We start from the raw sequence: 26493 nt of genomic DNA, 5'->3' as shown, positions 1-26493 counted from the left end.
CTCAGCCGCGCAATTGGAAGATCGCCCGGCCCGGCAGCGGTGACGCGACGGCCGTGGCATCCGTCACGATCGGCGCACTGCCGACGAACTGCCGCAACTCCTCGCCCGCGACCGCCTTCGCCGGGTGGGGCCCGCTCGCCAGCAGCCGAGGCAGCCAGTCCATCGGCAACGGCGAGTTCGATCCGACCAGCACGATGTTGCCGAACCGCTTGCCCTTGAGCACCTGCGTCTCGGCGAGTGCGGCGACGTGCTCCGTCACGGAGGTGAGGGTGGATGCCTGTCCTCGCGCGAACGAGAGCGGCGGCCCGTCCGCGATGTTCACCAGCGCGACCCCGTCGGGCTTGAGCAGCGTGGCGGCCTCTCGGTAGAACTCCACGCTCGTGACGTGGGCGGGGGTGCGGGCGCCGCTGAAGATGTCGATGACGAGGAGGTCGACCGTGCCGCGCAGGCCGGCGGGCAGCTTGCGGACGACCTCGCGGGCATCCCCGTGTCGCACCCGGATCTGCGCCGATCGCGGCAGCGGCAGTTCGCTGCGCACCAGGTCGACGAGATCGCTCTCCAGCTCGATCACCTGCTGCCGAGAGCCCGGGCGGGTCGCTGCCACATAGCGGGGAAGAGTGAGGGCACCGGCGCCGAGGTGCACCGCCGTGATCGGTTCGCCGGGCTCGCGCAGCAGGTCGATCACATTGCCCATGCGCTGTACGTACTCGAAGAACAGCCGGGTGGGATTCTCGAGATCCACATGCGACTGCGGGGTGCCGTCGACGACGAGCTGAAACGCTCCCGGTACCCAGCGGTCGGGCTCGATCACAGCGCGCAGGCCGCTGTGCTTCAGAACGGCCGACGGGTACTCATCCACCGCCTCAGCCTAGGTGTTGTTCCCACTGACGGCGCGACTACCGGTGGCGCCCGCGACTGCACCCAAAGGACTCCGTTCACGCGAGCGGCCGCCAGTATTTCGGTGCACTTGCCATGGGGACCGGCAGGCGCACCGCTCGCGCTGCGCATCTCCGCCCTGCTTGCGCCCCGCATCTCCACCCTGCTCGTTCCGCATCTCCACCCTCATCTCCACCTCGGGGCGGTTCCCGGCCGGGCGGCGGCGGCCGAGAGTGGAATCACGGTTCGTCGTGCGGCGAGCCGAGGCATCCGCGACGAGAGAAGGAAGACGTGCCCCTCACCATCCAGCTCCTGACCAACGGGCTCATCATCATCGTGATCCTGGTGTGGGTCGGCTACCGCCAGCTCACCTGGAGGGCCGTCGATGCGGCCCGCATGTGGCGCATGCCCATCATTCTCGGCATCGTCGGGCTCGCCCTCCTCGCCACGACGTCGAAGGCGCACGTGCTCACCGGGGTCGACATCGCGGTGCTGCTCGTCGAACTCATCGTGGGGCTGGGGCTCGGGGCGGCGATGGGCATACTCGCGACGTTCCGGCCGATGACGGCCGACGGCATCCGTCTCTATCGGGAAGCGCACGCGGGCTCGCGCCGGCCGGTCGGCGACGTGACGCTGCAGACGCGCACCGGATGGCTCGGCATCGTGCTGTGGATCGTGCTGATCGCCGTGCGCGTCGGCGTCGACGTGCTGGCGGGAATGGCCGGATCGACACTCGCCGCCTCGACCGGCGTGATCCTCCTCATGGTCGGCGCCAACCGGCTGGCTCGGGTCGCGGTCATCCTGTACCGCGCCAACAAGGTGGCGGTGCCAGTGCTCTGAACGCGATCGGGCCGATGGGCTGAACGCGATCGGGCCGATGGGCTGAACGCGATCGGGCCGATGGGCGTCAGCCCGCGATGCGCGAAGATGGGCGGCGGAGCATCGAGAAGGGAACGCACGTGACGCAGCACGCCGCAGACATCCCGCGGCGCACCGGCTTCGCGCTGGCGCTGAATCTCGCGGGGATCGTGGTGGTCGGTGGCTACCTGCTGTGGTGGGAGTCCGGCGTCGTGCCGGCGTGGGCCGTCGTTCTCGGCGTCGTCTCCTTGCTCGCCTGGCTCGCGCTGCTGGTGCTTCCGACGAAGTGGCGCGTGCTCACGTTGACGCTCATGGTCGCCATGTCGCTCGTCGCGGCTCCGGGGGCGTGGCCGTCGAACGGTCTTCTCATCGTGCCGACGATCGCCGGCATCCTGCTCATGTTCGGATCGCCGGGCGTGCCGATTCCGCTCGGCTATACGACGGCGGTGGTCACCGCGGTCCTGGTCGCGGGCACGCCGCTGGCACTGGCGGCCGCCGGAGGAGAGCCGCCCACGGTCGAGTCGATCGTCTCGCTCGAGTTCGCCGTGCTCGTCGCGGTGCTCGGGGGCGTGAACAGACGTCAGGCGCGAGCACGCGACAGGGCGGCGCTGCAACTGGCAGAGAGTGCCGCACGCGTACGGGACGAGCAGGCGAGGGCATCCGCGCTCGCCATCCGCCAGTCGCTGGCACGCGACATGCATGACGTGCTCGCGCACAGCCTGGGCGGGCTCGTCATCCAGCTCGATGCCGTCGAGGCGCAGCTCGAGGCAGGACAGTCGGATGCCGCCCTTACTCGTCTGCACGACGCGCGTTCGATGGCCGCCTCCGGGCTCGCGGAAGCGCGCCGTGCGGTGGAGGCGTTGCGTGCCGACCCGGATGCCTCGTCTCGCGTCGCCTCCGCCGACCTCGCCGCCTCGCTCGTCGAGCTGATGGATGCCCATGAGCGGCTCAGCGGGAGCGTGGACTTCGCGCAACTCGGCACGCCGGCGGATGTCCCGGCGAGGGTCGCGACCGCCTTCCGGCGCGCGCTGCAGGAATCCCTGAGCAACGCGCGCAAGCACGCACCCGGCGAGCCGGTGCGGGTGCGGCTCGATTGGCCTGCGGGCGAGGTCGAATTGGAGGTGGTCAACGCCATGCCGAGCGGCGGGGCGGCTGCGACCGGCGGGGCTGCCACCGGTGGTGCGGCGGCCGGCGCGGCGGCGGCCGGCACGGCTGCGGCCGGTGGCGTGGCGGCCGGCATGGCTGCGACCCGTGAGGCGGCCGCCGCCACTGCGGTTGCGGCCGGTGGCGAGGCTACGGCCGGTGGTGCGGCTGCCACCGGTGGCGCGGCTGCGATGGGCGGCGAAGCTGCGACGGACGCTGAAGCTGTGACCGGCGGTGAGGCTGCGACCGGCGGTGAGGCTGCGGATCGCGCCGAGGCTGCAGCTGGCACCGAGGCGGGACGGCCCGCCGCCCTTGCCTCGACGGGTGGCGGGCACGGCCTGACGGGGATGCGCGAGCGCTTCGCCGAGTTGCCCGGAGGTGCGGTTGCGGCGGGGGCCGTCGGTGGCGAGTTCGTCGTGCGGGTGCGAGCCGCGATTCAGGGTGCCGACGGCACCCGAAGCAGCGACGGTCGGGACAGCGACGGTCGGGACAGCGACGGGCGGGACCGCGACCGGAGCGGTAGAGAACGGCGCGGCGGCGAACGGGGCGCCGACGACCGGAGTAGCGCCGACCGTAACGGCAGGGAACGCGGCGGCGACCGGGGTCGCGACGGTGGCCGCAGGGAACGGCGCGGCGATGACCGGAGCATCGACCGGAGCCGCAGCACGCGCGGCGTCGACGAACGAAGTAGCGACGAACGAAGTAGTGACGAGAGCAGCGACGAGCGGAGCATCCGATGACCGAACCCGATCTGATCATCCGCGTGGTCGTCGCGGATGATCAGGCGATCGTGCGCGACGGACTCGTCACGGTGCTCGACCTCCTTCCCGATATCGACGTCGTCGGCCAGGCGAGCGACGGCGAGCGCGCGGTCGCCGTGGTGGCCGAGACGCGTCCCGACGTGGTGCTCATGGACCTCCGCATGCCCGTGCTCGACGGAGCCGCGGCGACCGCGCGGATCGTGGCGGAGCATCCCGGAACGGCGGTTCTCGTGCTGACCACGTTCGCCGACGACGCCTCCGTGATGGGCGCTCTGCGCGCCGGCGCCCGCGGATACCTCACGAAGGATGCCTCGCGCGCAGAGGTCGCGGCCGCCGTGCGCTCGGTCTCGCGCGGGCAGACGACGCTGGCCGGTGACGTCGGTGCTCGTCTGATCGGCGGGCTGTCCGCGGGGGTGACGGGCTCCGCGCCGTCTGTGTCGTCTTCCGCCGCAACGTCTTCCGCCGCACGGTCTTCTGCCGCACCATCTGCCGTACCGCCTTCTGCCGTACCGTCTTCTGCCGCACCGTCTGCCGCGGGGCTGCGGACGCGACATCCGGAACTCACGATCCGCGAGGCGGAGGTGCTGGCTCTCGTCGCCGAGGGGAAGAGCAACACGGAGATCGCGGCATCCCTGTTCGTGAGCGTGGCCACGGTGAAGACCCACATCAACTCGCTCTTCGCGAAGCTGCACGTGCGCGACCGTGCCCAGGCGATCGCGCTGGCCCGGTCGTAGGCGACCTGACCCGGCCAGGCTCGCTCGGCAGCGTCCTTCGTGCGCTGCCCCGGTCGCGGCGGCGCTAACTCAGGCCATTTCCGGTCAGGACGCAGATATATGGATCTGACTCGATATGGCCTGAGTTAGTGCTCGTTATGGCCTGAGTTAGTGGTCGCGATACGGTCGCCGGCACCGATGGCGGCCCCTATTGGTCATTCGTCTGCGACAGCTCTCCGTCCCCGAGCAGCGGTCACCGGGGTCTTCTCCACAGATTCGGTTCTGGTGCCGACGCAGCGGCTGACTTTCGGCATCGTTGCTGACGTGCCCTTCCCTGAACCGAATCTCGGCATCATGTCCCTGGAGATGCTGCAAGCGAACGGAGCCGACCGGCGTGCGATCAACGACGCGCTTGCGGCGGGTGAGCTGTCGCGCGTACGCCGGGGTTGGTACGCGACGAGCGACGCCGATCCGGATGCGATCGCGGCCGTTCGGATCGGCGGTGTGCTGACAGCCACATCCGCCTCCCGGCACTACGGGCTCTGGACGATGGACGATCCACGATTCCATGTTCTCGTGGCCGGAAATGCGTCTCGCCTTCGAATCCAAGGCGCGCCGCTGCGCGTGCCGGATGGTGGGCGCATGCCGGATGGTGGGAGCGTCCCGGATGGCGGGCGCATGCCGGACGGCGGGCGAAACCAGATGGCCCGCGAGGTGTTTCGTCGCAGTTCGGCAGACCGGCCGGCTTTGTGTCTGCACTGGGCGTCAGCGAAGGTGCGCGAGCGAGTGGCGCTCGCAGACCCGCTGCAAACGATCAAAGATGCCGCGCACTGTCTCCCCCGACAGATGGCCGTTGCGCTCGCCGATTCCGCGTTGAACTCGAAGTTGATCCGCATGTATCAACTGCAAACCGCACTGCCCGATATCGCAGCAGCGTGCGATGCCACCTGCCAGTCGGGCACGGAGACTCTGGTGCGCGTTCGCCTGCGCGGGAAGCGCATTCGTGTGCGGACCCAAGTGGCGATCAAGGGTGTCGGCCGCGTCGACCTTCTCGTCGGCGAACGGCTGGTCATCGAGTGCGACAGCGAGCGGTTCCACGACGGGTATACCTCGGAGCGCGACTACGACCGCGACATCGCGCTGATCCGACGTGGGTACCTCGTGCTCCGACTCAAGTACAGGCACGTCGTCTACGAGTGGGATGAGATCGAGCAGATCATCCTCGAGATCGTCCGGGCGCGTCGCCACTACTGGCGGAGCGGCACGACTGGCTCAGTCATCTCTCTGTAAGTCGAGAAGCGTCTCTCCGCGAGTCGAGAAGCGTCTCTTGGTACGTCGAGAAGCGTCTCTTGGTACGTCGAGAAGCGCCTCTCCGCAAGTCACGAGAAGCATCTCTATGAGCCACGAGAAGCCTCGCCGTCCGGGGCCGCGGCGTGTAGTTGAAGACTCCGGGAGCCTGCCGCGGTCGGTGGCCGGCCGGGCGGGCCCGGGTGGGTGGGCCTGGCGAGCGGGTGGTGCCTTACCGTGCCTCGCCGGCGTTGCCTTGCCGGTGTTGCCTCGTCGACGTTGCCTCGTCGACGTTGCCTCGTCGACGTTGCCTCGTCGACGTTGCCTCGTCGACGTTGCCTTGCCGAGGTTGCCTTGCCTTGCTCGGCCTCGCCATCGAAACCCTCCGGGGCCTGTAGAAGACAGTCACGGGCCTTGACCCGAACCGCCGGAGGCCTCGCGGAGGGCGGCGGCGGGCCGGAGGGCGACAGCCGTCACTAACTCAGGCCATTTCCGATCAGACGACGGATATATGAATGTCATGTCTCAGGACATCGGTGACAAAAGTGCATCAGGACATCGGTGACACTTCTGGAGTGTTTCGTGGTGACACTTGCGCCCCTGAAACTGCAAGGTCGACGCATCACCGGCATGAGCCGTGTCGCTCGCGACGAATAGCGGTTGACGTCGAGGGCAAGGGCGGGCCCCGGCCCGCCCGCGGCAGGCATTCGCATACTTCGCGCACAGCCCACGACCGACGTCAGTCGCGCTCGGCAACACTTCCGCGCAATCATCACCCAGAAGCCGACTGTCACCGATGTCCTGACACACGAACTGTCACCGATGTCCTGATACAGAACCGTCACCGATGTCCTGAGACATCACACGACGGATATATGAACCTGACTCGAAATAGCCTGAATTAGTGCCGCGCAGGACCGTGTATCGGTACCACGCAGGACCGTGCGTCTGGACGTGTATCAGTGCCGTGCAGTACCGCGTGGAGTGGCGTACCGACGGCGTGAAATCTGCGAAAACATGGCCACTCTAGGCCCACGAAAACGCCGAGCGCGCGGGGCGCCCGCAAATACACGGGGCGCTCCAGATGCCCGCGCAAACACGGGGCGGACTGGACGCCCGCAGAAACGCGGGGCGCTCCGGAAGTCTGCGAAAACGCGGCGCGCTCTGGACGCCCGCGAAAACACGGGGGAGTAGCACGCTCGACGCCCGCGCCTACAGACCTGTACGCCTGCGCTTATACCCCTAAACGGCAACCAGGTCAAGAATCGACTGGACACGGGCGGGTCGAAGCGCATATACTCGTACTTTGCGCTCCCACACTCATGCCTTCATATTGCGGTCGGCTCTGCGTGGCTCCGGTGTGTGCATGGGCTGGGTCCTTCGTCTTCGACGGAGGCCGGTCAGATACGGGCACAACGGGACCACTTTAGCGGGAGTCCTCGTCCACACCACAACCTGACCGACAGTCACCCGTGGTCCCTTCCCGGGACCCCATGGAGGTTATTTCCTTGGCTGCTGCGCGCAACGCATCTTCCACTCCCACTCCCAAGAACGGACGAAACCACTCTCGTCTCTCGTTCGCCAAGATCACCGACACCCTGACAGTTCCGGATCTCCTCGCCCTGCAGACGGAGAGCTTCGACTGGCTGGTCGGCGACGACGCGTGGAAGGCACGCGTCGCCGAAGCCGAGGCCCAGGGCCGTCAAGATCTGCCCGCCCACAGCGGTCTGGAGGAGATCTTCGAAGAGATCTCTCCGATCGAGGATCTGGGCGAGACCATGCAGCTCTCGTTCACGAATCCCTTCCTCGAAGAGAAGAAGTACTCCATCGACGAGTGCAAGGAGAAGGGCAAGACCTACTCCGCGCCGCTGTACGTCGAAGCGGAGTTCATGAACCACATCACCGGTGAGATCAAGACTCAGACGGTGTTCATGGGCGACTTCCCGCTCATGACCGAGAAGGGCACGTTCATCATCAACGGCACCGAGCGTGTCGTCGTGTCGCAGCTGGTCCGCAGCCCGGGGGTGTACTTCGAGCGCACCCCGGAGAAGACCAGCGATAAGGATGTCTACTCCGCGCGCATCATCCCGAGCCGCGGTGCCTGGCTCGAGTTCGAGATCGACAAGCGCGACCAGGTCGGCGTGCGCATCGACCGCAAGCGCAAGCAGTCGGTCACGGTGTTCCTCAAGGCGCTCGGCCTGACCAGTGAGGAGATCCTCGAGGAGTTCAAGGGCTTCACCTCCATCGAGCTCACCCTGGAGAAGGACACGATCCTCACCAAGGAAGAGGCGCTCAAGGACATCTACCGCAAGCTGCGTCCGGGCGAGCAGGTGGCCGCCGAGGCCGCCCGCGCGCTGCTCGACAACTTCTACTTCAACCCGAAGCGCTACGACCTCGCCAAGGTCGGCCGGTACAAGATCAACCGCAAGCTCGGCCTCGAGGCCCCGCTGACGGATTCGGTGCTCACCACCGAAGACATCATCAAGACGATCAAGTACCTGGTCGCCCTGCACGACTCGACCGCACCCGGCGTGAAGCAGATCGGCGAGAACACCTACGCGATCGACGGCGTCCGCGGCGGCAAGGCCGCAGACATCCGTCTCGACGTGGACGACATCGACCACTTCGGCAACCGTCGTATCCGCGCGGTGGGCGAGCTCATCCAGAACCAGGTGCGCACGGGCCTGTCGCGCATGGAGCGCGTGGTGCGCGAGCGCATGACCACGCAGGACATCGAGGCGATCACGCCGCAGACCCTGATCAACGTGCGTCCCGTCGTGGCCGCGATCAAGGAGTTCTTCGGCACCAGCCAGCTCTCGCAGTTCATGGACCAGAACAACCCGCTCGCGGGTCTGACCCACAAGCGCCGCCTGTCGGCGCTGGGCCCCGGCGGCCTCTCCCGCGACCGCGCGGGCGTCGAGGTGCGCGACGTGCACCCGTCGCACTACGGCCGCATGTGCCCGATCGAGACGCCTGAAGGCCCGAACATCGGTCTGATCGGCTCGCTGGCGTCGTTCGCCCGCATCAACTCGTTCGGCTTCATCGAGACGCCGTACCGCAAGGTCGTGAACGGCAAGGTGACCGACCAGATCGACTACCTGACGGCATCCGAGGAGGACGACTTCATCGTCGCCCAGGCCAACGCGCCGCTGAAGGCCGACGGCCACTTCTCCGAGGACCGCGTCCTGGCCCGTCAGAAGGGCGGCGAGGTCGACCTGGTCCCCGCCGACCAGATCGGCTACATGGATGTCTCGCCTCGCCAGATGGTCTCGGTCGGCACCTCGCTGATCCCGTTCCTCGAGCACGACGACGCGAACCGTGCCCTCATGGGTGCGAACATGCAGCGTCAGGCCGTGCCGCTGGTGCGCAGCGAGTCCCCGAACGTCGGAACCGGCATGGAGGGCTACGCGGCCATCGACGCCGGCGACGTGCTCACGGCGGAGAAGCCCGGCGTCGTCGCGGAGGTGTCGGCGGATGCCGTCACCATCCAGCTCGACGAGGGCGGAACGCAGACCTACTATCTGCGCAAGTTCGACCGCTCCAACCAGGGCACGAGCTACAACCACCGCGTGATCGTCAACGCCGGGGAGCGCATCGAAGCCGGCGAGGTCATCGCCGATGGTCCCGCGACCGAGAACGGCGAGCTCGCGCTCGGCAAGAACCTCCTCGTGGCGTTCATGCCGTGGGAGGGCTACAACTACGAGGACGCGATCATCCTCAGCCAGAACCTGGTGAAGGACGACACCCTCTCCTCGATCCACATCGAGGAGTACGAGGTGGATGCCCGCGACACCAAGCTGGGCAAGGAGGAGATCACCCGCGACCTGCCGAACGTCAGCCAGGAACTGCTGGCCGACCTCGACGAGCGCGGCATCATCCGCATCGGTGCCGAGGTTCGCCCCGGCGACATTCTGGTCGGCAAGGTCACGCCGAAGGGCGAGACCGAGTTGAGCGCCGAGGAGCGTCTGCTCCGCGCGATCTTCAACGAGAAGAGCCGCGAGGTGCGCGACACGTCGCTGAAGGTGCCGCACGGTGAAGAGGGCACGGTCATCGGCGTCAAGGTGTTCGACGCGGTCGACGGCGACGACGAGCTCGGCTCCGGTGTGAACCAGCGCGTCGTGGTGTTCATCGCCCAGAAGCGCAAGATCACCGCGGGCGACAAGCTCGCCGGTCGTCACGGCAACAAGGGCGTCATCTCGCGCATCCTGCCGGTGGAAGACATGCCGTTCCTCGCGGACGGCACGCCGGTCGACGTCATCCTCAACCCGCTCGGTGTTCCCGGCCGTATGAACTTCGGCCAGGTGCTGGAGATCCACCTCGGGTGGGCCGCCAAGCAGGGCTGGAAGGTCGACGGCAACCCGGACTGGGCCGAGCGCCTGCCCGCCGTGGCCCGTGAGGCCGCGCCGGACACCAAGGTGGCGACGCCGGTGTTCGACGGCGCGCTGGAAGAGGAGATCGCCGGTCTGCTCGACTCCACGCTGCCGACCCGCGACGGTGAGCGCCTCATCGACCACACCGGTAAGACTCAGCTCTTCGACGGCCGCTCCGGCGAGCCGTTCCCGGAGCCGATCTCGGTGGGTTACATGTACATCCTCAAGCTGCACCACCTGGTCGACGACAAGATCCACGCGCGTTCGACCGGACCGTACTCGATGATCACCCAGCAGCCGCTCGGTGGTAAGGCGCAGTTCGGCGGTCAGCGCTTCGGCGAGATGGAGGTGTGGGCCCTGGAGGCGTACGGCGCCGCCTACGCGCTGCAGGAGCTGCTCACCATCAAGTCCGACGACATCCTGGGCCGCGTCAAGGTGTACGAGGCCATCGTCAAGGGCGAGAACATTCAGGAGCCGGGCATCCCGGAGTCCTTCAAGGTTCTGATCAAGGAGATGCAGTCCCTGTGCTTGAACGTCGAGGTCCTCTCGGCCGACGGCACGCCGGTGAGCCTGCGCGACACGGATGACGAGGCTTACCGTGCCGCCGAAGAGCTCGGCATCAACCTGTCCAGCCACTTCGAGTCTTCGTCCATTGACGAGATCTGAAGCACGCCAGTCCTTTACTGACACCTTTCTTACGAGGAGAGAAATTGCTCGACGCAACAACTTTTGACGAGCTGCGTATCGGCCTGGCCACGGCAGACGACATCCGTCGCTGGTCCCACGGTGAGGTCAAGAAGCCCGAGACGATCAACTACCGCACGCTGAAGCCGGAGAAGGACGGCCTGTTCGGCGAGCAGATCTTCGGACCGTCCCGCGACTGGGAGTGCGCCTGCGGCAAGTACAAGCGCGTGCGCTTCAAGGGCATCGTCTGCGAGCGCTGCGGCGTGGAGGTCACCAAGTCCTCCGTGCGTCGTGAGCGCATGGGCCACATCGAGCTGGCCGCCCCCGTGACGCACATCTGGTACTTCAAGGGTGTGCCCTCGCGGCTCGGTTACCTGCTCGACATGGCGCCGAAGGACCTGGAGAAGGTCATCTACTTCGCCGCCTACATGGTGATCGACGTGGACGAGCAGGGTCGTCACGACGACCTGCCCGGTCTGGAGAACGAGCTCCGCCTGGAGATCAAGACGCTGACCGACCAGCGCGACTCTCGCGTGGCCGACCGCCTCGCCAAGCTCGAGGGCGACCTCGCGGCGCTGGAGGAGGAGGGCGCGAAGGCCGACCAGAAGCGACGCACTCGCGACGGTGCCGAGAAGGAGATGTCGCAGATCCGCAAGAGCTACGACGAGGACATCGCCCGGCTCGAACGGGTCTGGGAGTCCTTCCGCACGCTGAAGGTGGGCGACCTCAAGCCCGAGGACGCCGACTTCAACGAGCTCGTCGACCGCTTCGGTCTGTACTTCACGGCCTACATGGGCGCCGAGGCGATCAAGAAGCGCCTCGAGGCCTTCGACCTGAACGCCGAGGCCGAGCTGCTCCGCGAGCAGATCGCGAACGGCAAGGGTCAGAAGAAGATCCGCGCCATCAAGCGGCTTCGCGTCGTCAGCTCGTTCCTGGCCACCGGCAACTCGCCGGCCGCCATGGTGCTCGATGTCGTGCCGGTCATCCCGCCGGAGCTGCGCCCGATGGTGCAGCTCGACGGTGGCCGCTTCGCCACGAGCGACCTGAACGACCTGTACCGCCGTGTGATCAACCGCAACAACCGTCTTCGTCGTCTGCTCGACCTCGGTGCCCCCGAGATCATCGTGAACAACGAGAAGCGCATGCTGCAGGAGGCCGTCGACGCGCTGTTCGACAACGGCCGCCGCGGTCGTCCCGTCACGGGTACCGGCAACCGCGCCCTGAAGTCCCTGAGCGACATGCTCAAGGGAAAGCAGGGTCGCTTCCGCCAGAACCTGCTGGGCAAGCGCGTGGACTACTCGGGCCGTTCGGTCATCATCGTCGGTCCGCAGCTCAAGCTGCACCAGTGCGGTCTGCCGAAGGACATGGCGCTCGAGCTGTTCAAGCCGTTCGTGATCAAGCGTCTGATCGACCTGCAGCACGCGCAGAACATCAAGGCCGCCAAGCGCATGGTGGAGCGCGCGAACCCGCAGGTGTGGGATGTGCTCGAAGACATCATCCGCGAGCGTCCCGTTCTGCTGAACCGCGCTCCCACGCTGCACCGCCTGGGCATCCAGGCGTTCGAGCCGCAGCTCGTGGAGGGCAAGGCCATCCAGCTGCACCCGCTCGTGTGCGCCGCGTTCAACGCGGACTTCGACGGTGACCAGATGGCCGTGCACCTGCCGCTGTCGGTGGAGGCGCAGGCCGAGGCGCGCATCCTGATGCTCGCGTCGAACAACATCCTGAAGCCGTCGGACGGCCGTCCGGTGACCCTGCCCGCACAGGACATGATCATCGGCCTGCACCACCTGACGACCGTGCGCGAGGGGGCTGCCGGCGAAGGCCGCGCGTTCTCCTCCGTGTCCGAGGCGATCCTCGCCAAGGACCAGGGCTCGCTCGACCTGAACGCCAAGGTGCGCATTCGTCTCGACAACCTCTACCTCGCGGAAGAGGACGCTCCGGAGGGCTTCGAGCAGGGCGGCACCGCGCTGCGCGAGACCACCCTCGGCCGTGCCATCTTCAACGAGACGCTCCCGGTGGACTACCCGTTCGTCGAGGACGTCGCCGACAAGGGCAAGCTCGCGTCGATCGTGAACGACCTCGCGGAGCGCTACCCGAAGGTGGAGGTCGCCGCCACGCTCGACCGCATCAAGGACGCCGGCTTCTACTGGGCCGCTCGTTCCGGTGTGACCGTCGCGCTCAGCGACATCGTCACGCCTCCGTCGAAGAAGGACATCATCGCCTCCTACGAGAAGAAGGCGGCGAAGGTCCAGAGCGAGTACGAGAAGGGTCTCACCACCGAGGCCGAGCGTCGTCAGGAGCTCATCAAGATCTGGACGGATGCCACCGACGAGGTCGCGAAGGCCATGCGCGAGAACTTCCCGGAGCACAACACCATCAACCGCATGGTGTCCTCCGGCGCTCGTGGTAACTGGCTGCAGGTGCGCAACATCGCCGGTATGCGCGGTCTGGTGAACAACCCGAAGGGTGAGATCATCCCGCGTCCGATCATCTCGAGCTACTCCGAGGGTCTCTCGGTGGCCGAGTACTTCATCGCGACGCACGGTGCCCGCAAGGGCCTGGCCGACACCGCTCTGCGGACGGCCGACTCGGGCTACCTCACCCGCCGTCTGGTGGACGTCTCGCAGGATGTCATCATCCGCGAGGACGACTGCGGCACGACCAAGGGCCTGGACATCACGATCGCGGCGCGCGACGCCGAGGGCGTGCTGGTGCGTGACGAGAACGTCGAGAACTCGGTGTTCGGTCGCAGCCTCGCCACCGACGTGGTCGACGAGAAGGGCACCGTCGTGGCGGAGGCCGGTCAGGACGTCGGTGACGTGCTGATCGAGAAGCTGATCGCCGCCGGTGTCGAGTCCATCCGGGTGCGCTCCGTGCTCACCTGCGAGTCCGCTGTCGGCGTCTGCGCTCAGTGCTACGGCCGCTCCCTGGCCACGGGCAAGCTCGTGGACATCGGCGAGGCCGTCGGCATCATCGCGGCGCAGTCGATCGGTGAGCCGGGTACGCAGCTGACGATGCGAACCTTCCACACCGGTGGTTCGGCATCCGCCGACGACATCACGCAGGGTCTCCCGCGTGTGCAGGAGCTCTTCGAGGCACGTACCCCGAAGGGTGCGTCCCCGATCGCCGAGTCCGCCGGACGCGTGCACATCGAGGACACCGAGAAGGCGCGCTACGTCGTGCTCACCCCCGACAACGGCGACGAGGAGCACCGCTACCAGGTGCTCAAGCGTTCGACGCTGCTGGTGGAGGACGGCGACCACGTGGAGCTCGGCCAGCAGTTCATCGTGGGCACGGTGGATCCGAAGGAGGTGCTGCGCGTGCGCGGCATCCGTGCGGTGCAGGAGCACCTCGTGGGTGGCGTTCAGGGCGTGTACCGCTCGCAGGGCGTGCCGATCCACGACAAGCACATCGAGGTCATCGTGCGCCAGATGCTGCGCAAGGTCACCGTGGTCGACCACGGCGAGACCGACCTGCTGCCCGGTGAGTTCGTCGACCGGTCGAAGTACAACGCGATCAACCGTGCCGCGCTCGCCGAGGGCAAGAAGACGGCATCCGCCCGCCAGGAGGTCATGGGTATCACCAAGGCCTCGCTCGCGACGGAGTCGTGGCTGTCGGCCGCGTCGTTCCAGGAGACCACGCGTGTTCTCACGCAGGCCGCCATGGAGGGCAAGCGCGACCCGCTGATCGGTCTCAAGGAGAACGTGATCATCGGAAAGCTGATCCCGGCCGGAACCGGTCTGCCCCGCTACCGCAACGTGGCCGTCGAGGCCACGGAGGAAGCGAAGGCCGAGCGGTACCCCAACCGCATCTTCACCGACGACACCGTGTTCAACGAGAACGACCTGAGCTTCGTCGACTTCGACAGCTTCAGCTCGGACGACTACACCCCGGGGACTTACAACTGATTGAGGGAGGGGAAAGCAAGCTTGCTTGCTTTCCCCGACCGATTGAAGTTGTCGAGCGGCGAAGTCGCGAACATAACTGATTGAGGGAGGGAAGAGCAAGCTTGCTTGCTTTCCCCGACCGATTGAAGTTGTCGAACGGCCGAGTCGCGACACAACCGAGTCCTCATGGATGCCTCACCGCCTGTCGGTGAGTGAACCACCGGAGCCCTGCGCCACCACCCGGCGCAGGGCTCCGTTGCGTCCGGCGCCGGCGCGATGCAGGCGGTGTGCCTCCGCGCGCCGGCGCGGGCACCTTGTTACCGTGGCAACAGCAGTGCACCGCCGACAGCAGGGGGCACCATGAGCAACGAAACACCGCAGTCTCCCGTGGATCCCGAAGAGCCGCGTCGCCACGGCGCCGATCCCGAAGACGTCACGGGCATCACGCCGCCTTCGGACGGCGAGGACCAATTGGCATCGGCCGAGCCGGGCTCGCCCGATGAGGCCGCTGTCCGTCCGGCATCCGGCGGGATGTCGGATGGTGCGCACGAGGTGCCGGATGGCGCGCACGAGGCGCCCACAGACTTTTCGGAAGAGTCGGCTGCGGCGACGGGAAACCTGACGGAGTCGCAGGAGCCCGGGACTGCCGCTGCCGACCTGCCGACGGGAGCTCCGGAGGTTGTGGCCGACGCTTCCGAGGTACCGACCGAAGCTCCCGAGGCGGGCACCGGTGCGGGCGCGGACTCGCACCTCCTCACCGGGACCGGACTGTCGGCGGCCCACGATGCGCCGGAAGCGGAACCTGTCCCCGCCGCCGAACCCGACCCTACCGCCGGATCGGCGCCGGCCACTGAACCGGCCCCTGCCGCTGAACCAGCCTCGGCCACCGACCGCACCCCGGACGCGTACGACACTTCCGTCGCAGAACCTGCAGACTCTGGGAACGTCGCGGAGACGCCGCTGCTCCTTCCGCCGGAGCCGTCCGGCATCGCAGCGGAGCCGGCAGCCTCCTCGCCGCCGGCCGCAGCACCCACTCCGGTGTTCGTCGTCGCACCGACGCCGCCGAAGGCGAGGGGCAACAGGCTGATGGGCATCCTGATCGATGTCGTCGCAACCGTCGCGTTCGCCATCGTCTTCGCCGCGGTCGCCCTGGGCCTCTACGCGCTCAACCGGCCGCACCTCGCGGTAGACCTCTGGGAGCGCTACCTGCAGACGCCGGGGTTCTGGGTTCCCGTCGTCGTCTTCTTCCTGGCCTACGCCCTGCTGATCGCCATCGTGAATCGTGGCCGCTGGGTCGCCTACATCGTCGGCTCGTTCTTCGTCGGCGTCATCGTCTACTTCGGCTACATCGGCGGCGCGCTTCTCACCGTGCACGCCTGGCAGCTCTCGCCGGAGAACGCGACGCAGTTCCTCGGCACGCTCTGGGCCAACCCGCTCACGCTGGCGGCTGCGATCGTGGCGCGCGAGGCATCCCTCTGGTTCGGCGCTTGGATCGCCGCGCGTGGCCGTCGTGTGCGCGCGGCTAACCTGGAAGCGCAGCGCGAGTACGACCGGCGCCTCGCCGCCGGACCGACCGGCGGGCAGAGCACGACGTCGTGAGCGGCGCGGTCCGGTGATCGTCGCCGGGCAGCCGCCGTTCGCGCACGGCGATCCTCGGAGCACCGGGATGCCGCGCGGCACACACCATGGATCTTCGCCGCTACGCCGCCACGCTCGCCGTCTTCGCCACGGGTCTCTATGTTGCGATGCTCATCGCGGCTCTCGGCGTGCTCAGCGTGGTACTGGCACGTGATCCGATCGACGACAAGGATGCCGGCATCTTCGCCGGTCCGATCGCCTGCGCTCTCGCCGCAGCGGTCGTGCTCACCGGTCTGCTCGTGCGGGCGTTGAAGCGCAACGTGCGGCGTCGCGATGTCGCGATCGGCACCGCCGTTCTGCTCGGCGTCGGCGCCTACGTCGGCTATGCGGTAGGCGGCGGCTTCGTCGTCGGGGTCGCGGATCCGTACCGGTTCCTGCCCTTCGTGGTGGAGCAGCTGATCGGTCCGTTCTCGGTGGCTGCGGGCATCCTGGCGCTGATCGTCGTGCTGCTCGACATGATCGTGCTGTCCGCGCGCATGGATGAGCGCGGCCGTCCGCGGTGGCCATGGGAGAAGAGCGAGCGCTGAGGCGCGTTCGCCGGCGCGCCGCTGCCGCCTCCCGCGCCTCATCGCCGGCGTGCCGTCGCGGCTCCCGCGCCCCACCGCGCTGGGCGCCGCTTCGCCGCCGCCCGTCTGCCGCGCCCCACCGGGCGCCGCTTCGCGCGCCGACCGCCGCCGATCGCCGGCAGACCGCCCGGTCCGTCCCCGCCCCCTCCGCCGGTAGGGTGTAGGGGTCGCGGCTGCCGATCCCGCGACGCCGGTCCCGACCTCTGACGGGAACCGCGCCGGTCCCGTACTGGAGCCCCTGCATGCGCCTCAAACTGACGCTCAACCGACCCTCGGGCGAGCCCGCCGACATCGTCGTCACCGCGGATGCCGCCGCCAGCATCTCCGAGATCGCCTCCGCCATCGCCCGCCTCGACCCCGCGTCATCGCAGGGGCACGCCGCCGCGCCCAGCGCCACAGCGCAGTCGCTCACCCTGCACGCCGCACTGCCCGGCCAGACCGAGTGGGTGCTGCTGCCGCCGGATGCCCCGGTCGGCGAAGCCTGGATCGCCAGCGGCGCGATCGTGCAGCTCGCCGACGCGGGACTGCACTACGCGCCGAAGAGCCTCGGCCGCGGCGCGCAGGTCGCCACCTTGACCGTGGTGACGGGGCCGGATGCCGGCACCGACTTCCCGATCACGCTCGGCACCACGGTGCTCGGCCGTGACACCGGCTGCGACATCGTGCTGCACGACGAACTCGTCTCGAAGAGGCACGTACGGTTCGAGGCATCCGATGCGGTCGAGGTGATCGACCTGGGTAGCGCCAACGGCATCGTCGTCGACGGAGGCATCGTCCCGCGACTACGCATCACCCGCGAGGAGACGCTTCTCATCGGAGACTCCGAGGTGCGGATCACCGTCACGGACCGGCAGGCGCTCGCCGGCGTGGCGCCGAAGGCCGGCCCGGTGTTCTTCAATCGGTCGCCGAAGGTCGAGGCGCGCTACGCGGGCCAGGACTTCGGGGCGCCCGACGTGCCGGCGAAGAAGGACCCGCAGCCCTTCCCGCTGCTGGCGATGATCGCCCCGCTGCTGATGGGCGGCGTGATGTTCGCCATCTCAGGCAACCCGGCCTCCATACTCTTCGTGTTCATGTCGCCGCTCATGATGGTGGGCAACGCGATGACGGCGAAGTCGCGAGACCGGCGCCGGCTCAAGAAGTCCATCGCCGAGTTCGACGAACGACTCGAGAGTCTCACCCAGGAGCTCGAAGCGGAGCGCATTACCGAGCACGAGGTACGCACGAAGGAGTCTCCGTCGACGCAGGATGCCATGGAGCGGGCGGTTCTGCGCGGCCCGTTGCTGTGGACGAGGCGTCCCGAGCACTGGTCGTTCCTCAACGTGCGGCTGGGCGTGGGGTCCATGGCGAGCCGCAACACCGTCAAGACGAGCGGTCGCGGTGAGATTCTGCGCGCCTACCAGGAGCGCCTCGACGAGGTGGTCGAGAAGCACAAGAACATCGACAACGTCCCCATCATCGACAACCTGTTCGACTCGGGCGCCCTCGGCATCGCCGGCTCGCCCCAACAGGCCATCGGCAGTCTGAACTCCATCCTCGTTCAGCTGACGGCACTGCACTCGCCCGCGGAACTGGCGGTGGCCGCGATCGTCGCCCCCCGGTGGTCGCAGGAGCTCGAATGGCTGAAATGGATGCCGCACACCTCGAGCCCGCAGTCTCCCATCGAGACGGTGCACCTCGCCGACAGCGCGGCAAGCGGCAGCAGCCTGCTCTCCGCTCTGGAGGGCCTGGTCGAGGAGAGGCTGGCGGAGGGCGCGGCGCAGCGACGAGGTGCGATCCAGACCGACACCGCAGCGTTGGAACGAGGCGCCGACGTCGGCAAGTCGGGAGCGACGAGCGGCACGCAGTCGCCGATCCCCGCGGTCGTCGTCCTCATCTCCGATGACGCCGCGGTGGACCGCGCGAGGCTCGTACAGGTGGCCGAACGGGCCGCGGATGCCGGTGTCTACCCGATCTGGATCGCATCCGACGTTCCCTCGCTGCCCGCGGTGTGCCGTACCTACCTCGAGCTCGGCGACGAGCCCGGCCGGGCCCGCGTCGGTTTCGTCCGTCTCGGCGAGACCGTCGATGACGTCTCGACCGAAACCGTCGATTCCGCGCAGGCGCTGGAATTCGCCCGTCGCATGGCGGCTGTGATCGACGCCGGAGCGCTCGTCGCCGACTCGTCGGACCTGCCGCGCAGTGTCTCCCTGGTCACCCTGCTCGGCCACGAGCTCGTCGAATCCAGCGATGCGGTGGTGGACCGTTGGCGGCAGAACAATTCGATCCACGATCGCAGCGGTGCCGTGCCCGCGCCGCGCCGAGCCGGATCACTGCGCGCGACGATCGGTTCCGGCGGCGTCGACGTGATGCATCTCGACCTGCGCTCGCAGGGCCCGCACGCCCTCGTCGGCGGAACGACGGGCGCAGGCAAATCCGAGTTCCTGCAGGCGTGGGTGCTCGGCATGGCCGCGGAGTACAGCCCCGACCGCGTCACGTTCCTGTTCGTCGACTACAAGGGCGGATCGGCGTTCGCCGACTGCGTCAGCCTGCCGCACTGCGTGGGACTCGTCACCGACCTCAGCCCGCACCTGGTGCGCCGCGCGCTGACCAGTCTGCGTGCCGAGCTGCATTACCGCGAGCACCTCCTGAACCGCAAGAAGGCGAAAGATCTCCTGGAGCTCGAGAAGCGCGGCGACCCCGACAGCCCGCCCGCGCTCGTGCTCGTGATCGACGAGTTCGCCGCGCTGGTCGGCGAGGTCCCCGAGTTCGTCGACGGCGTCGTCGACATCGCGCAGCGCGGGCGTTCGCTGGGCATCCACCTGATCATGGCCACGCAGAGGCCCGCCGGCGTCATCAAGGACAACCTGCGTGCGAACACGAACTTGCGTGTGGCACTGCGCATGGCTGACGAGTCGGACTCCGACGACGTGGTCGGCACGAAGGATGCCGCGCACTTCGACCCGGGGATCCCCGGTCGCGGAGTGGCGAAGACCGGGCCGGGAAGGCTGACTCTGTTCCAGTCCGGCTACGCCGGCGGCTGGACGAGTCGGGAACCGGAGCGCGCCGACGTCGAGGTCGCGGAACTGCGCTTCGGCGGCGAGGTGCGCTGGGAGGACGCGGGTCGCGCCGAGGATGTCGACCTCAAGCGGGATCCTGGACCCACAGACCAGCAGCGCCTGGTCGCGACCATGGTGGCCGCGCATGAGGCAGCGGCTATCCCCGACCCCCGCCGTCCGTGGCTCGATGAGCTCGCGCCCGCTTACGATCTGGGGCTCCTTCGCCAGCGCACCGACTCCGAGCTTCTCCTGGGCGTCGCCGACGTTCCGGAGCGCCAGCAACAGGTGCCGGTGTACTTCGAGCCCGACGTCGACGGCAACATCGCCGTCTACGGCACGGGCGGATCCGGCAAGTCGACAGTTCTCCGCACCTTGGCGTGTGCGGCCGCGGTCACGCCGCGCGGAGGACCCGTCTGGGTGTATGCCCTCGACTTCGGTGCAGGCAGCCTGCGGATGCTCGACCAGATGCCGCACGTCGGTGCGGTCATCAAGGGCGACGATGTCGAACGGGTGGTGCGCCTCTTCCGCATGCTCCGCGCCCAGCTCGACGATCGTGCGCCCCGATTCGCGGCGGCCAACGCGTCGAACATCACGGAGTACCGACAGCTCGCTGCGCGACCGGATGAGCCGCGCATCCTGCTTCTGCTCGACGGGTTCCCCAGCTTCCGCGAAGACTTCGAGGTGCAGGCCAACCGGTCTGTCTGGTACGAGGTGTTCCGCGACATACTGACCGACGGCCGTCAGCTCGGCATGCACGTCGCCTTCACCGCGGACCGTGCGGGTGCCGTGCCGAGCTCTGTCGCCTCCAGCGTGCAGCGCCGAGTCGTGCTGCGTCTCGCCGATGACGGCTACGGCCTGCTCGACGTGCCAGGCGACATCCTCTCGGCCGGCTCCCCTCCGGGCCGGGCGATCGTCGACGGCATGGAGACCCAGATCGCCGTGCTGGGCGGCACGTCCAGCGTGTCGGAGCAGTCGAACCGGGTGGGCAAGTTCGCCGAGGCCATGGCCCGAGCCGGCGTGTTGCCGGCACCGCAGGTCGGCGCCATGCCGACCGAGTACCCGCAGTCCTCCCTTCCGGAACGGGCCGCGGACTTTCCGGTGCTGGGCATCGGCGAGACGGACCTGCAGGCGGTCGGCTTCGACCCGGTAGGAACCATGGTGCTCGCCGGACCGCCGGCCAGCGGGAAGAGCACCGCCTTCCTCGCCATTGCGCAGGCGATGACACGCTTCGACCCGTCCATGCAGCTCTACTACCTCGGCAACGCGCGCTCGCCGCAGGTGCGGGCGTACCCGTGGGCGGACGTGGCGACGACCGTCGAAGACGTCGCCGGCATCGCGAAGGACCTGCTCGGCGCGATCACCGATCCGGCGTCACCGGACCGCTACGGCATCTTCATCGAGTCGATCGGCGACTTCCTGCAGTCGGTCGCCGATGCCCCGCTCGTGGAACTGATCAAGGCGGTGCGGCGCAGCGATCACTTCCTTCTCGCCGAGGGCGAGACGAGCGGCTGGGGCTCCAGCTGGGGACTGATGGCCGAGGTGAAGAACGGGCGGCGTGGATTCCTGTTGCAGCCGGAGAGCATGGAGGGCGACCTGCTGCTGAAGACGCCTCTGCCGCGATTCGCACGCAGCGAGTTCCCCCCGGGGCGTGGCATGTACATCGCCAAGGGCAAGTTCGAGCGCGTGCAGGTTCCCCTTCCCGACTAGTAGTCGAGTACTACTAGCGGGCATGGGGAGTCCTCCCCATCGCCTTCGATCACGGGTGCCGCATAGGCTTCTGATGCGCTCGGGATCGAAATCTCGAGATTCATCGCCCGGCGCACACGGCCACGGGCCGCCGGATCCACCGCCGACACACAGAGAGAAGCAGATGTGAGTGACCTGAAGATCTCCGACGGCATCCTCGACGAACTGCAGTCCGGGTTGAAGTCGATCGTCGACCAGCTGCGCGAGTCCAGCCACTTCTCCTCCTCGATCGGAGACCTCGTCGGACATGACGGTCTCTCTAGTCACGTGCACGACTTCGCGAACAAGTGGTCGGTGCACCGCGGCAAGATGATCGACGGCACGACGGGCATCCACGATTCGGTCGCCGTGATCAACAGCACGTTCACATCCACGGACAAGGATCTGTCGAAGACGTTCGAGGCGAAACCGGCCGAGACGAGCGGTAAGGGGGCGGGAAATGACTGAGCTCGTCGAGCTCCCGGGCGACCCGGTTGCGCTGAAGGCGAAGGCGGACGCCCTGGCCACGGCGGCCGAGCAGATCCAGAAGGCCATCAACCAGTTGCGTACGCTCGCGGACCGCGACGAGACGGTGAGCCTCGCCGTCGACAAAGTTCGCGGCAAGGCGAGCGATGTGGCCGACAACATCACGAAGGCGCACGTGCGGTACGCCGGAACCGCCAAGGCGCTGCAGGAGTACGCGCCCAAGCTGGAAAGTGCACAGGGCCGCGCGAAGCGGGCCATCGCCGCGCACAATTCCGCGGTGCAGACGGCGGGAACGGCGCAGACGCACCTGCAGAACCAGACGAACCAGTACAAGCAGGACCAGGCGAACGCGCCCAAGAACCCGTCCAGCGACGATGCGCCCACGAGCTTTGCCGAGACGCCTGCAGGGCGACGCGCGTCGCAGGCCGTCGACGACGCCAACCAGGCGGTCACGGATGCCATCAAGGAGTACAACGAGGCGAAGGCCGAAGTCGACGCGGCGGCCCAGACGGCGATCTCGGCGATCAAGACCGCCATCGACGACAGCGGGCTCAACGATGGGTTCTGGGACAAGCTCGGACACTGGGCGTCCGACGCGCTGCATACCGTTGCCGACGTTCTGCAGAAGTACGTCGCACCGATTCTCGATGTCATCCAGAGAGTCGCTGCGGCGATCGTCGATATCGGAACCTGGGTCTCGATGGTGCTCAACGTGCTTGCCGTGTTCATCCCGGTGCTCGCACCACTTGCCGCGGCCGTCGACATCATCGTGCTGGCGGCGGCCGCGATCTCCTTCCTGACCACCGCGGCGCTCGTCGTCTTAGGCGATCGATCGCTCGGCGATCTCCTCAACACCGGGATCACGCTCGTGGTGTCGGCGCTGCCGTTCAAGGCCGGTGCGGGCAGCCTGGGCAAGGGATTGTCCAAGGCGAGCGAAGAGATCGGCAGTCGCGGCGCGAGCAAGCTCACCGCGAAGTTCGGAGCCGGACTGGAGAGGGCCACCAGCAACAAACTCGGCGGGGCGCTGGAGACTCTCTCCAAGCCGTTGGACGCGCTCGCGAGCAAGGTCGGCGAGCGGGGAGCGGCGCTCGCCGAGAAGTCCGGCGTGCACGTGCTCGACCATTTCGGCGAGAAGACCGGAATGGACTTCGCCCGGCGAGCGCTCGACGGCAGCCTCGAACACGGCGCGACCATGGATCAGGCGTTGGCCAACGCGGCGAAGCAATACGAACACGGCGTCGCCACCGGCGTGGCCGATACCGTCAACCAGTTCGGACAGCAGGCGACGAACGCGCTGTCGGGGACGGTGGTCACGTCCGTCACGAACAACGTCACCGCACTGGCCGACAATCTCTACCAGGGGTCGTCGCTGCCCGGGTCGGACTACTTCGTCACCCACAGCAACGTCGACATCCCGACGCTGGTGCCGAACGTGCAGGTCATCCACTCGGACAGCAGCCCGCGATCGAGCTGGGGCGCGTTCGACGTCCACAACGACGTCGGTGCGTATAAGGCGATGTTCCACGACGTGCCCGAGGCCTGGCACAATGCGAAGTCCGGCACCGCAGTGCTGGGGTGAGCCGAGTGCAGAAGGCAGGCGCAGCGTTGGAGTATTCCTGGCTCGTTCAGGGGCAGTGGTTCGAGATCCCCCGTGCGAAGTCCGAACTCGCCGCGATCTCGGACCGGCTCGATGAGCTCGTCGACGGTGAGGATGCCCGTGCCCGGCTCGGCCGTGAGACGGAGCGATTGTTCCTCGACGTGGAGAACGACGATCATCCTGCCCGCCGCACCTGGGGTGGAGTGGGCGATCGGGAGTCCGGCTTGATCTCTGCGGTCATGGCCGTGGAGCCGCTGCGGGCGCGCGGACTCGACATCGATCAGTTCGTCGAGGCCTGGTCGCATGCCTCCGTCGACGAGGGCACCGACGTCTGGCTGCGTGAGTATCAGAAGAAGGAGCTCGCAGGCAGGCCGGCCGCCTCGGGGCACGAACTGCTTCAGCTTCCCGAGGTGGCCGGCGGTCAGCGACCCCTCACCGAGACGTATCGAGCGGTGATCTCCGCCCCCGCGCTGTCCAGCTTCGTGGTGATGTCGATCACCACCAGCGACCTCGCGGTGTTCACCGACATCGTCGGGTACGGGGATGTGTTGATGGGGACCATGGAGTTCTCGAGGGGAAAGAAGGCCGCATGAGTCGCGAGGCTTCGGCGCCGGGAGTGCAGATCGTGCTTCCCGGCAGCTGGTGGAACATCCCGGTTCACGACGAGGAAGCCTCGGCGCGCGCCATTCGGGCCCTGGCGAACAAGGTCACGAACCGCATGGACGAGTTCGCGCGCGTGCGCGGCGACCTTCGATCGGAGCTCACTGCACTGGCCGACAAGGCGCGCGAGGGCGGCACCGAACAGCTCTTCCTCGCTCTCGAGATCGTCCCCGGTGCCGTGCTTCCGATGTCGCTCGCCGTGTTCTGGCCGGATCTCGACCTGCTCGGGTCGCGACCATCGGATCCCCAGAGCGTGATCGACATGGTGCGTCGGTCGCTGGCAAGTCTTCCCGACAGCGACGAGTACGGTGATGACGAGGTAGCAGTGCTCGGCGACACGACCACCTACCGGCGGTGCACGACGATCGAACACCCTGCCGACGGCGATGTCGAAGCCTATGAAACGCTGGTCGTCGATTACTGGATCGCCGTGCCGAACACGCAACGGGTCGCCTTGTTGACGTTCTCGACGAACATCGCGGGTGAGCGGGAACTGCTGCTCCAACTCTTCCGAGTCATGGTCGAGTCGTTGCGCTGGGACGAAGATCCAGACCAGTAGTCCCGTCGCATATCCAGGGTCGTCTCCGCCCCTCTCGCGGGGAGCGAAGTCGATCGCCTGAGGACTTTCACATGTCGGCCGACCAGCTGATGTCGCATATGGTGGATGGGATGTTTGGCGCGCCGCCACTCCGATCGCTCAGAGGGTAGGAATCGACTCGATGGAGAATCAGGCCGACCGGCGGCGTCCGTCGCAGGGTGCCGCGGATGCGGTGACGAAGAAGAAGGCGGCCAAGCCGAAGCCCAAACGCCCGAAGGGCGACTACGGTTTCGTCTCCCCGACCATCTGGCTCGTGATCGGATTGATGTTCGTCATCGGCGGGGTGGTGCCTCTCATCGGCGAGATCGTCTTCACGTCGCATTCGGCCACGACCACGGCGACGGTGACCGGGTGGCACAGCTACGAGTCCAGCGGCAAGAACGGGTGTGGCGGAACGGCGTACGACCCCGTCGTCGCATTCACGACCTCGAACGGTCGTCACGCGACGGCGACCCTGTCCAACATGCTGATCTGCAACAAGCCGTCGAAGGGCTCGACGGTGAAGATCGACTACGACACGACGAACCCGTCGAACGCGCAGTTCCCGTCAGCCTCCGACAACTGGGGGTACTCGATCGGTGCTGTCGTGCTCGGTGTCGTGTTGCTCCTGCCGGCGATCGGGATGTATCGCAGCACGATCAAGACGCGAGCCCGCGGCAGAGCCGCCGCGTCGTCCGGCAAGGGCGGCAAGACCGGCAAGACCGGCGCGGGCGGCAACAGCAGCAAGGGCGGCAACAGCGGCAAGGGTGCACAATCGCGCCCCGGCCGTCAGAACCCGCAGCCATCCGATGCTGCACGCACGTATGTCGAGTCCCTGAAGGCGGAGTACGAGGCGGAGCACGGGGATGACCGTGGCTGAGAAGGCACGTCGGTCCCGTCGCCGACGCCGTTCGCCCGGCATCCTGACCCGCGACATAGTGCGGTCATGACCGATCCCGGATGGGCGTATGCCATCGGTGTGCCGATCGCGCTGGTCCTCTGCATCGGCCTGCCGCTCTGGTTCGTCTTCACTTCGGGTGTGCGTGAGCGTCGGCAGTCCGTGGTCATCCAGCATGGCACGATCACTGTCGTGGATTCCGTGTTCGGTCGAGGCAGGACTTTCGCCTCTGACCGGGTGGAGACGGCGGTGTATTTTCCGCCGAGCCAGGATCCTGTCGTGGTGGCTCCGGCGTTGTCCGCCGGCCTCGCGGTCTCCAACCAGGACTATCGAACGATGAGTGTCCGCGCACGTGGCGACGGCGGCAGCCTCTTCCGTTCGGGCGGGCTGATCCTCCTCGATGATCGAGGGCGGATGCTCGCGCACGTCGTTCATCTGGCGGGTTCGGATGCTCCGATCGAGAAGGTGTGGCAGCAGATCCCTGCCCGACGCCGTATCGAGGCTCCGTCCGCCGGAGCCGGCTACTCGCGCCGTGACTTCAAGAAGGCTTTCCCGCGCGCGCTGCGTTTCGGGCAGATGTGGGGTGCGGGGCGCTGGGCCGCGACGGTGGTGCTGCTGCTGTTCGTCGGCGTTCCCGTCACGACCGTCGTGGTCATCTTCATCCTCGCGTTCATCGTCACGGCGCTCTCGTACCTGTGACGCAGCATGGGGAGTACTCCCCATTTCACCCCT

The 26493-nt window shown here is 67.5% G+C and carries 16 protein-coding genes; 15 read left to right on the top strand and 1 reads right to left on the bottom strand.

All coding sequences use genetic code 11. From position 1 onward, the window contains the following. Window position 1: 1 nt before the first annotated feature. Window positions 2-859 carry a spermidine synthase gene (locus tag H623_RS0111005; protein ID WP_022900990.1) on the bottom strand — a complete coding sequence of 286 codons (858 nt, stop codon included), beginning with the start codon at window positions 857-859 and terminating at the stop codon, window positions 2-4. A gap of 308 nt (window positions 860-1167) precedes the next feature. Here H623_RS0111005 and H623_RS0111000 point away from each other — a divergent pair, with 308 nt between their 5' ends. The 15 genes from H623_RS0111000 (at window position 1168) to H623_RS0110925 (ending at window position 26460) form a co-directional block, all read left to right on the top strand. Next, a complete protein-coding gene (locus H623_RS0111000; protein ID WP_022900989.1) occupies window positions 1168-1716 on the top strand; it encodes a hypothetical protein in 549 nt (182 codons plus the stop codon). 119 nt (window positions 1717-1835) lie between these two features. Beyond that, the gene (locus tag H623_RS21095) at window positions 1836-3617 is read left to right on the top strand and encodes a sensor histidine kinase (RefSeq protein ID WP_157560950.1); all 1782 of its coding nucleotides are present in this window, start codon (window positions 1836-1838) and stop codon (window positions 3615-3617) included. After that, the gene (locus H623_RS0110990) at window positions 3614-4372 is read left to right on the top strand and encodes a response regulator transcription factor (protein WP_022900987.1); all 759 of its coding nucleotides are present in this window, start codon (window positions 3614-3616) and stop codon (window positions 4370-4372) included. The genes H623_RS21095 and H623_RS0110990 overlap by 4 nt, the downstream gene beginning before the upstream one ends. Before the next feature lie 555 nt (window positions 4373-4927). Beyond that, the gene (locus tag H623_RS21090) at window positions 4928-5641 is read left to right on the top strand and encodes an endonuclease domain-containing protein (protein WP_169514915.1); all 714 of its coding nucleotides are present in this window, start codon (window positions 4928-4930) and stop codon (window positions 5639-5641) included. A gap of 1505 nt (window positions 5642-7146) precedes the next feature. Beyond that, window positions 7147-10674, top strand: a complete 3528-nt coding sequence (gene rpoB, locus H623_RS0110980; RefSeq protein ID WP_022900985.1) for a DNA-directed RNA polymerase subunit beta — start codon at window positions 7147-7149, stop codon at window positions 10672-10674. Window positions 10675-10718: 44 nt separating this feature from the next. Then, window positions 10719-14600 carry a DNA-directed RNA polymerase subunit beta' gene (rpoC, locus tag H623_RS0110975; protein ID WP_022900984.1) on the top strand — a complete coding sequence of 1294 codons (3882 nt, stop codon included), beginning with the start codon at window positions 10719-10721 and terminating at the stop codon, window positions 14598-14600. Window positions 14601-14939: 339 nt separating this feature from the next. Continuing rightward, window positions 14940-16178: a hypothetical protein gene (locus H623_RS21085; protein ID WP_051143195.1), complete on the top strand. Its 1239-nt coding sequence runs from the start codon at window positions 14940-14942 to the stop codon at window positions 16176-16178. A gap of 86 nt (window positions 16179-16264) precedes the next feature. Beyond that, the gene (locus tag H623_RS0110960; RefSeq protein ID WP_022900982.1) at window positions 16265-16744 is read left to right on the top strand and encodes a DUF6121 family protein; all 480 of its coding nucleotides are present in this window, start codon (window positions 16265-16267) and stop codon (window positions 16742-16744) included. 281 nt (window positions 16745-17025) lie between these two features. Next, a complete protein-coding gene (locus tag H623_RS0110955; protein ID WP_022900981.1) occupies window positions 17026-21525 on the top strand; it encodes a type VII secretion EssC family protein in 4500 nt (1499 codons plus the stop codon). A gap of 165 nt (window positions 21526-21690) precedes the next feature. Then, entirely contained in the window at window positions 21691-22011 is a 321-nt protein-coding gene (locus H623_RS0110950; protein WP_022900980.1) for a hypothetical protein, read from the top strand. Next, window positions 22004-23608 carry a putative T7SS-secreted protein gene (locus H623_RS19300; RefSeq protein ID WP_022900979.1) on the top strand — a complete coding sequence of 535 codons (1605 nt, stop codon included), beginning with the start codon at window positions 22004-22006 and terminating at the stop codon, window positions 23606-23608. Before H623_RS0110950 ends, H623_RS19300 begins: the two co-directional genes overlap by 8 nt. Further along, the gene (locus H623_RS0110940) at window positions 23605-24219 is read left to right on the top strand and encodes a hypothetical protein (protein ID WP_157560948.1); all 615 of its coding nucleotides are present in this window, start codon (window positions 23605-23607) and stop codon (window positions 24217-24219) included. Before H623_RS19300 ends, H623_RS0110940 begins: the two co-directional genes overlap by 4 nt. Further along, on the top strand, window positions 24216-24845 hold the full coding sequence (locus H623_RS0110935) for a hypothetical protein (RefSeq protein ID WP_022900977.1): 630 nt from the start codon (window positions 24216-24218) through the stop codon (window positions 24843-24845). The genes H623_RS0110940 and H623_RS0110935 overlap by 4 nt, the downstream gene beginning before the upstream one ends. 160 nt (window positions 24846-25005) lie before the next feature. Continuing rightward, window positions 25006-25743: a DUF3592 domain-containing protein gene (locus H623_RS0110930; protein ID WP_022900976.1), complete on the top strand. Its 738-nt coding sequence runs from the start codon at window positions 25006-25008 to the stop codon at window positions 25741-25743. Between the two features lie 66 nt (window positions 25744-25809). Beyond that, window positions 25810-26460, top strand: coding sequence for a hypothetical protein (locus H623_RS0110925; protein WP_022900975.1), 651 nt, complete (start codon window positions 25810-25812; stop codon window positions 26458-26460). Window positions 26461-26493: the final 33 nt, after the last annotated feature.

Source organism: Humibacter albus DSM 18994, from assembly GCF_000421825.1.
In the GTDB taxonomy this organism is placed as follows: Bacteria; Actinomycetota; Actinomycetes; order Actinomycetales; family Microbacteriaceae; genus Humibacter; species Humibacter albus.
The sequence above is the reverse complement of the archived record's forward strand: the minus strand, read 5'-3'. Positions and strand labels throughout refer to the sequence as shown.

Bases quoted from the DNA above. Each gene is read 5' to 3' on its own strand.
- H623_RS21085 (WP_051143195.1), top strand. From the start codon at position 14,940: ATGAGCAACGAAACACCGCAGTCTCCCGTGGATCCCGAAGAGCCGCGT.
- H623_RS0110925 (WP_022900975.1), top strand. From the start codon at position 25,810: ATGACCGATCCCGGATGGGCGTATGCCATCGGTGTGCCGATCGCGCTG.
- H623_RS19300 (WP_022900979.1), top strand. From the start codon at position 22,004: ATGACTGAGCTCGTCGAGCTCCCGGGCGACCCGGTTGCGCTGAAGGCG.
- H623_RS0110930 (WP_022900976.1), top strand. From the start codon at position 25,006: ATGGAGAATCAGGCCGACCGGCGGCGTCCGTCGCAGGGTGCCGCGGAT.
- H623_RS0110935 (WP_022900977.1), top strand. From the start codon at position 24,216: ATGAGTCGCGAGGCTTCGGCGCCGGGAGTGCAGATCGTGCTTCCCGGC.
- H623_RS0110960 (WP_022900982.1), top strand. From the start codon at position 16,265: ATGGATCTTCGCCGCTACGCCGCCACGCTCGCCGTCTTCGCCACGGGT.
- H623_RS0110955 (WP_022900981.1), top strand. From the start codon at position 17,026: ATGCGCCTCAAACTGACGCTCAACCGACCCTCGGGCGAGCCCGCCGAC.
- H623_RS0110990 (WP_022900987.1), top strand. From the start codon at position 3,614: ATGACCGAACCCGATCTGATCATCCGCGTGGTCGTCGCGGATGATCAG.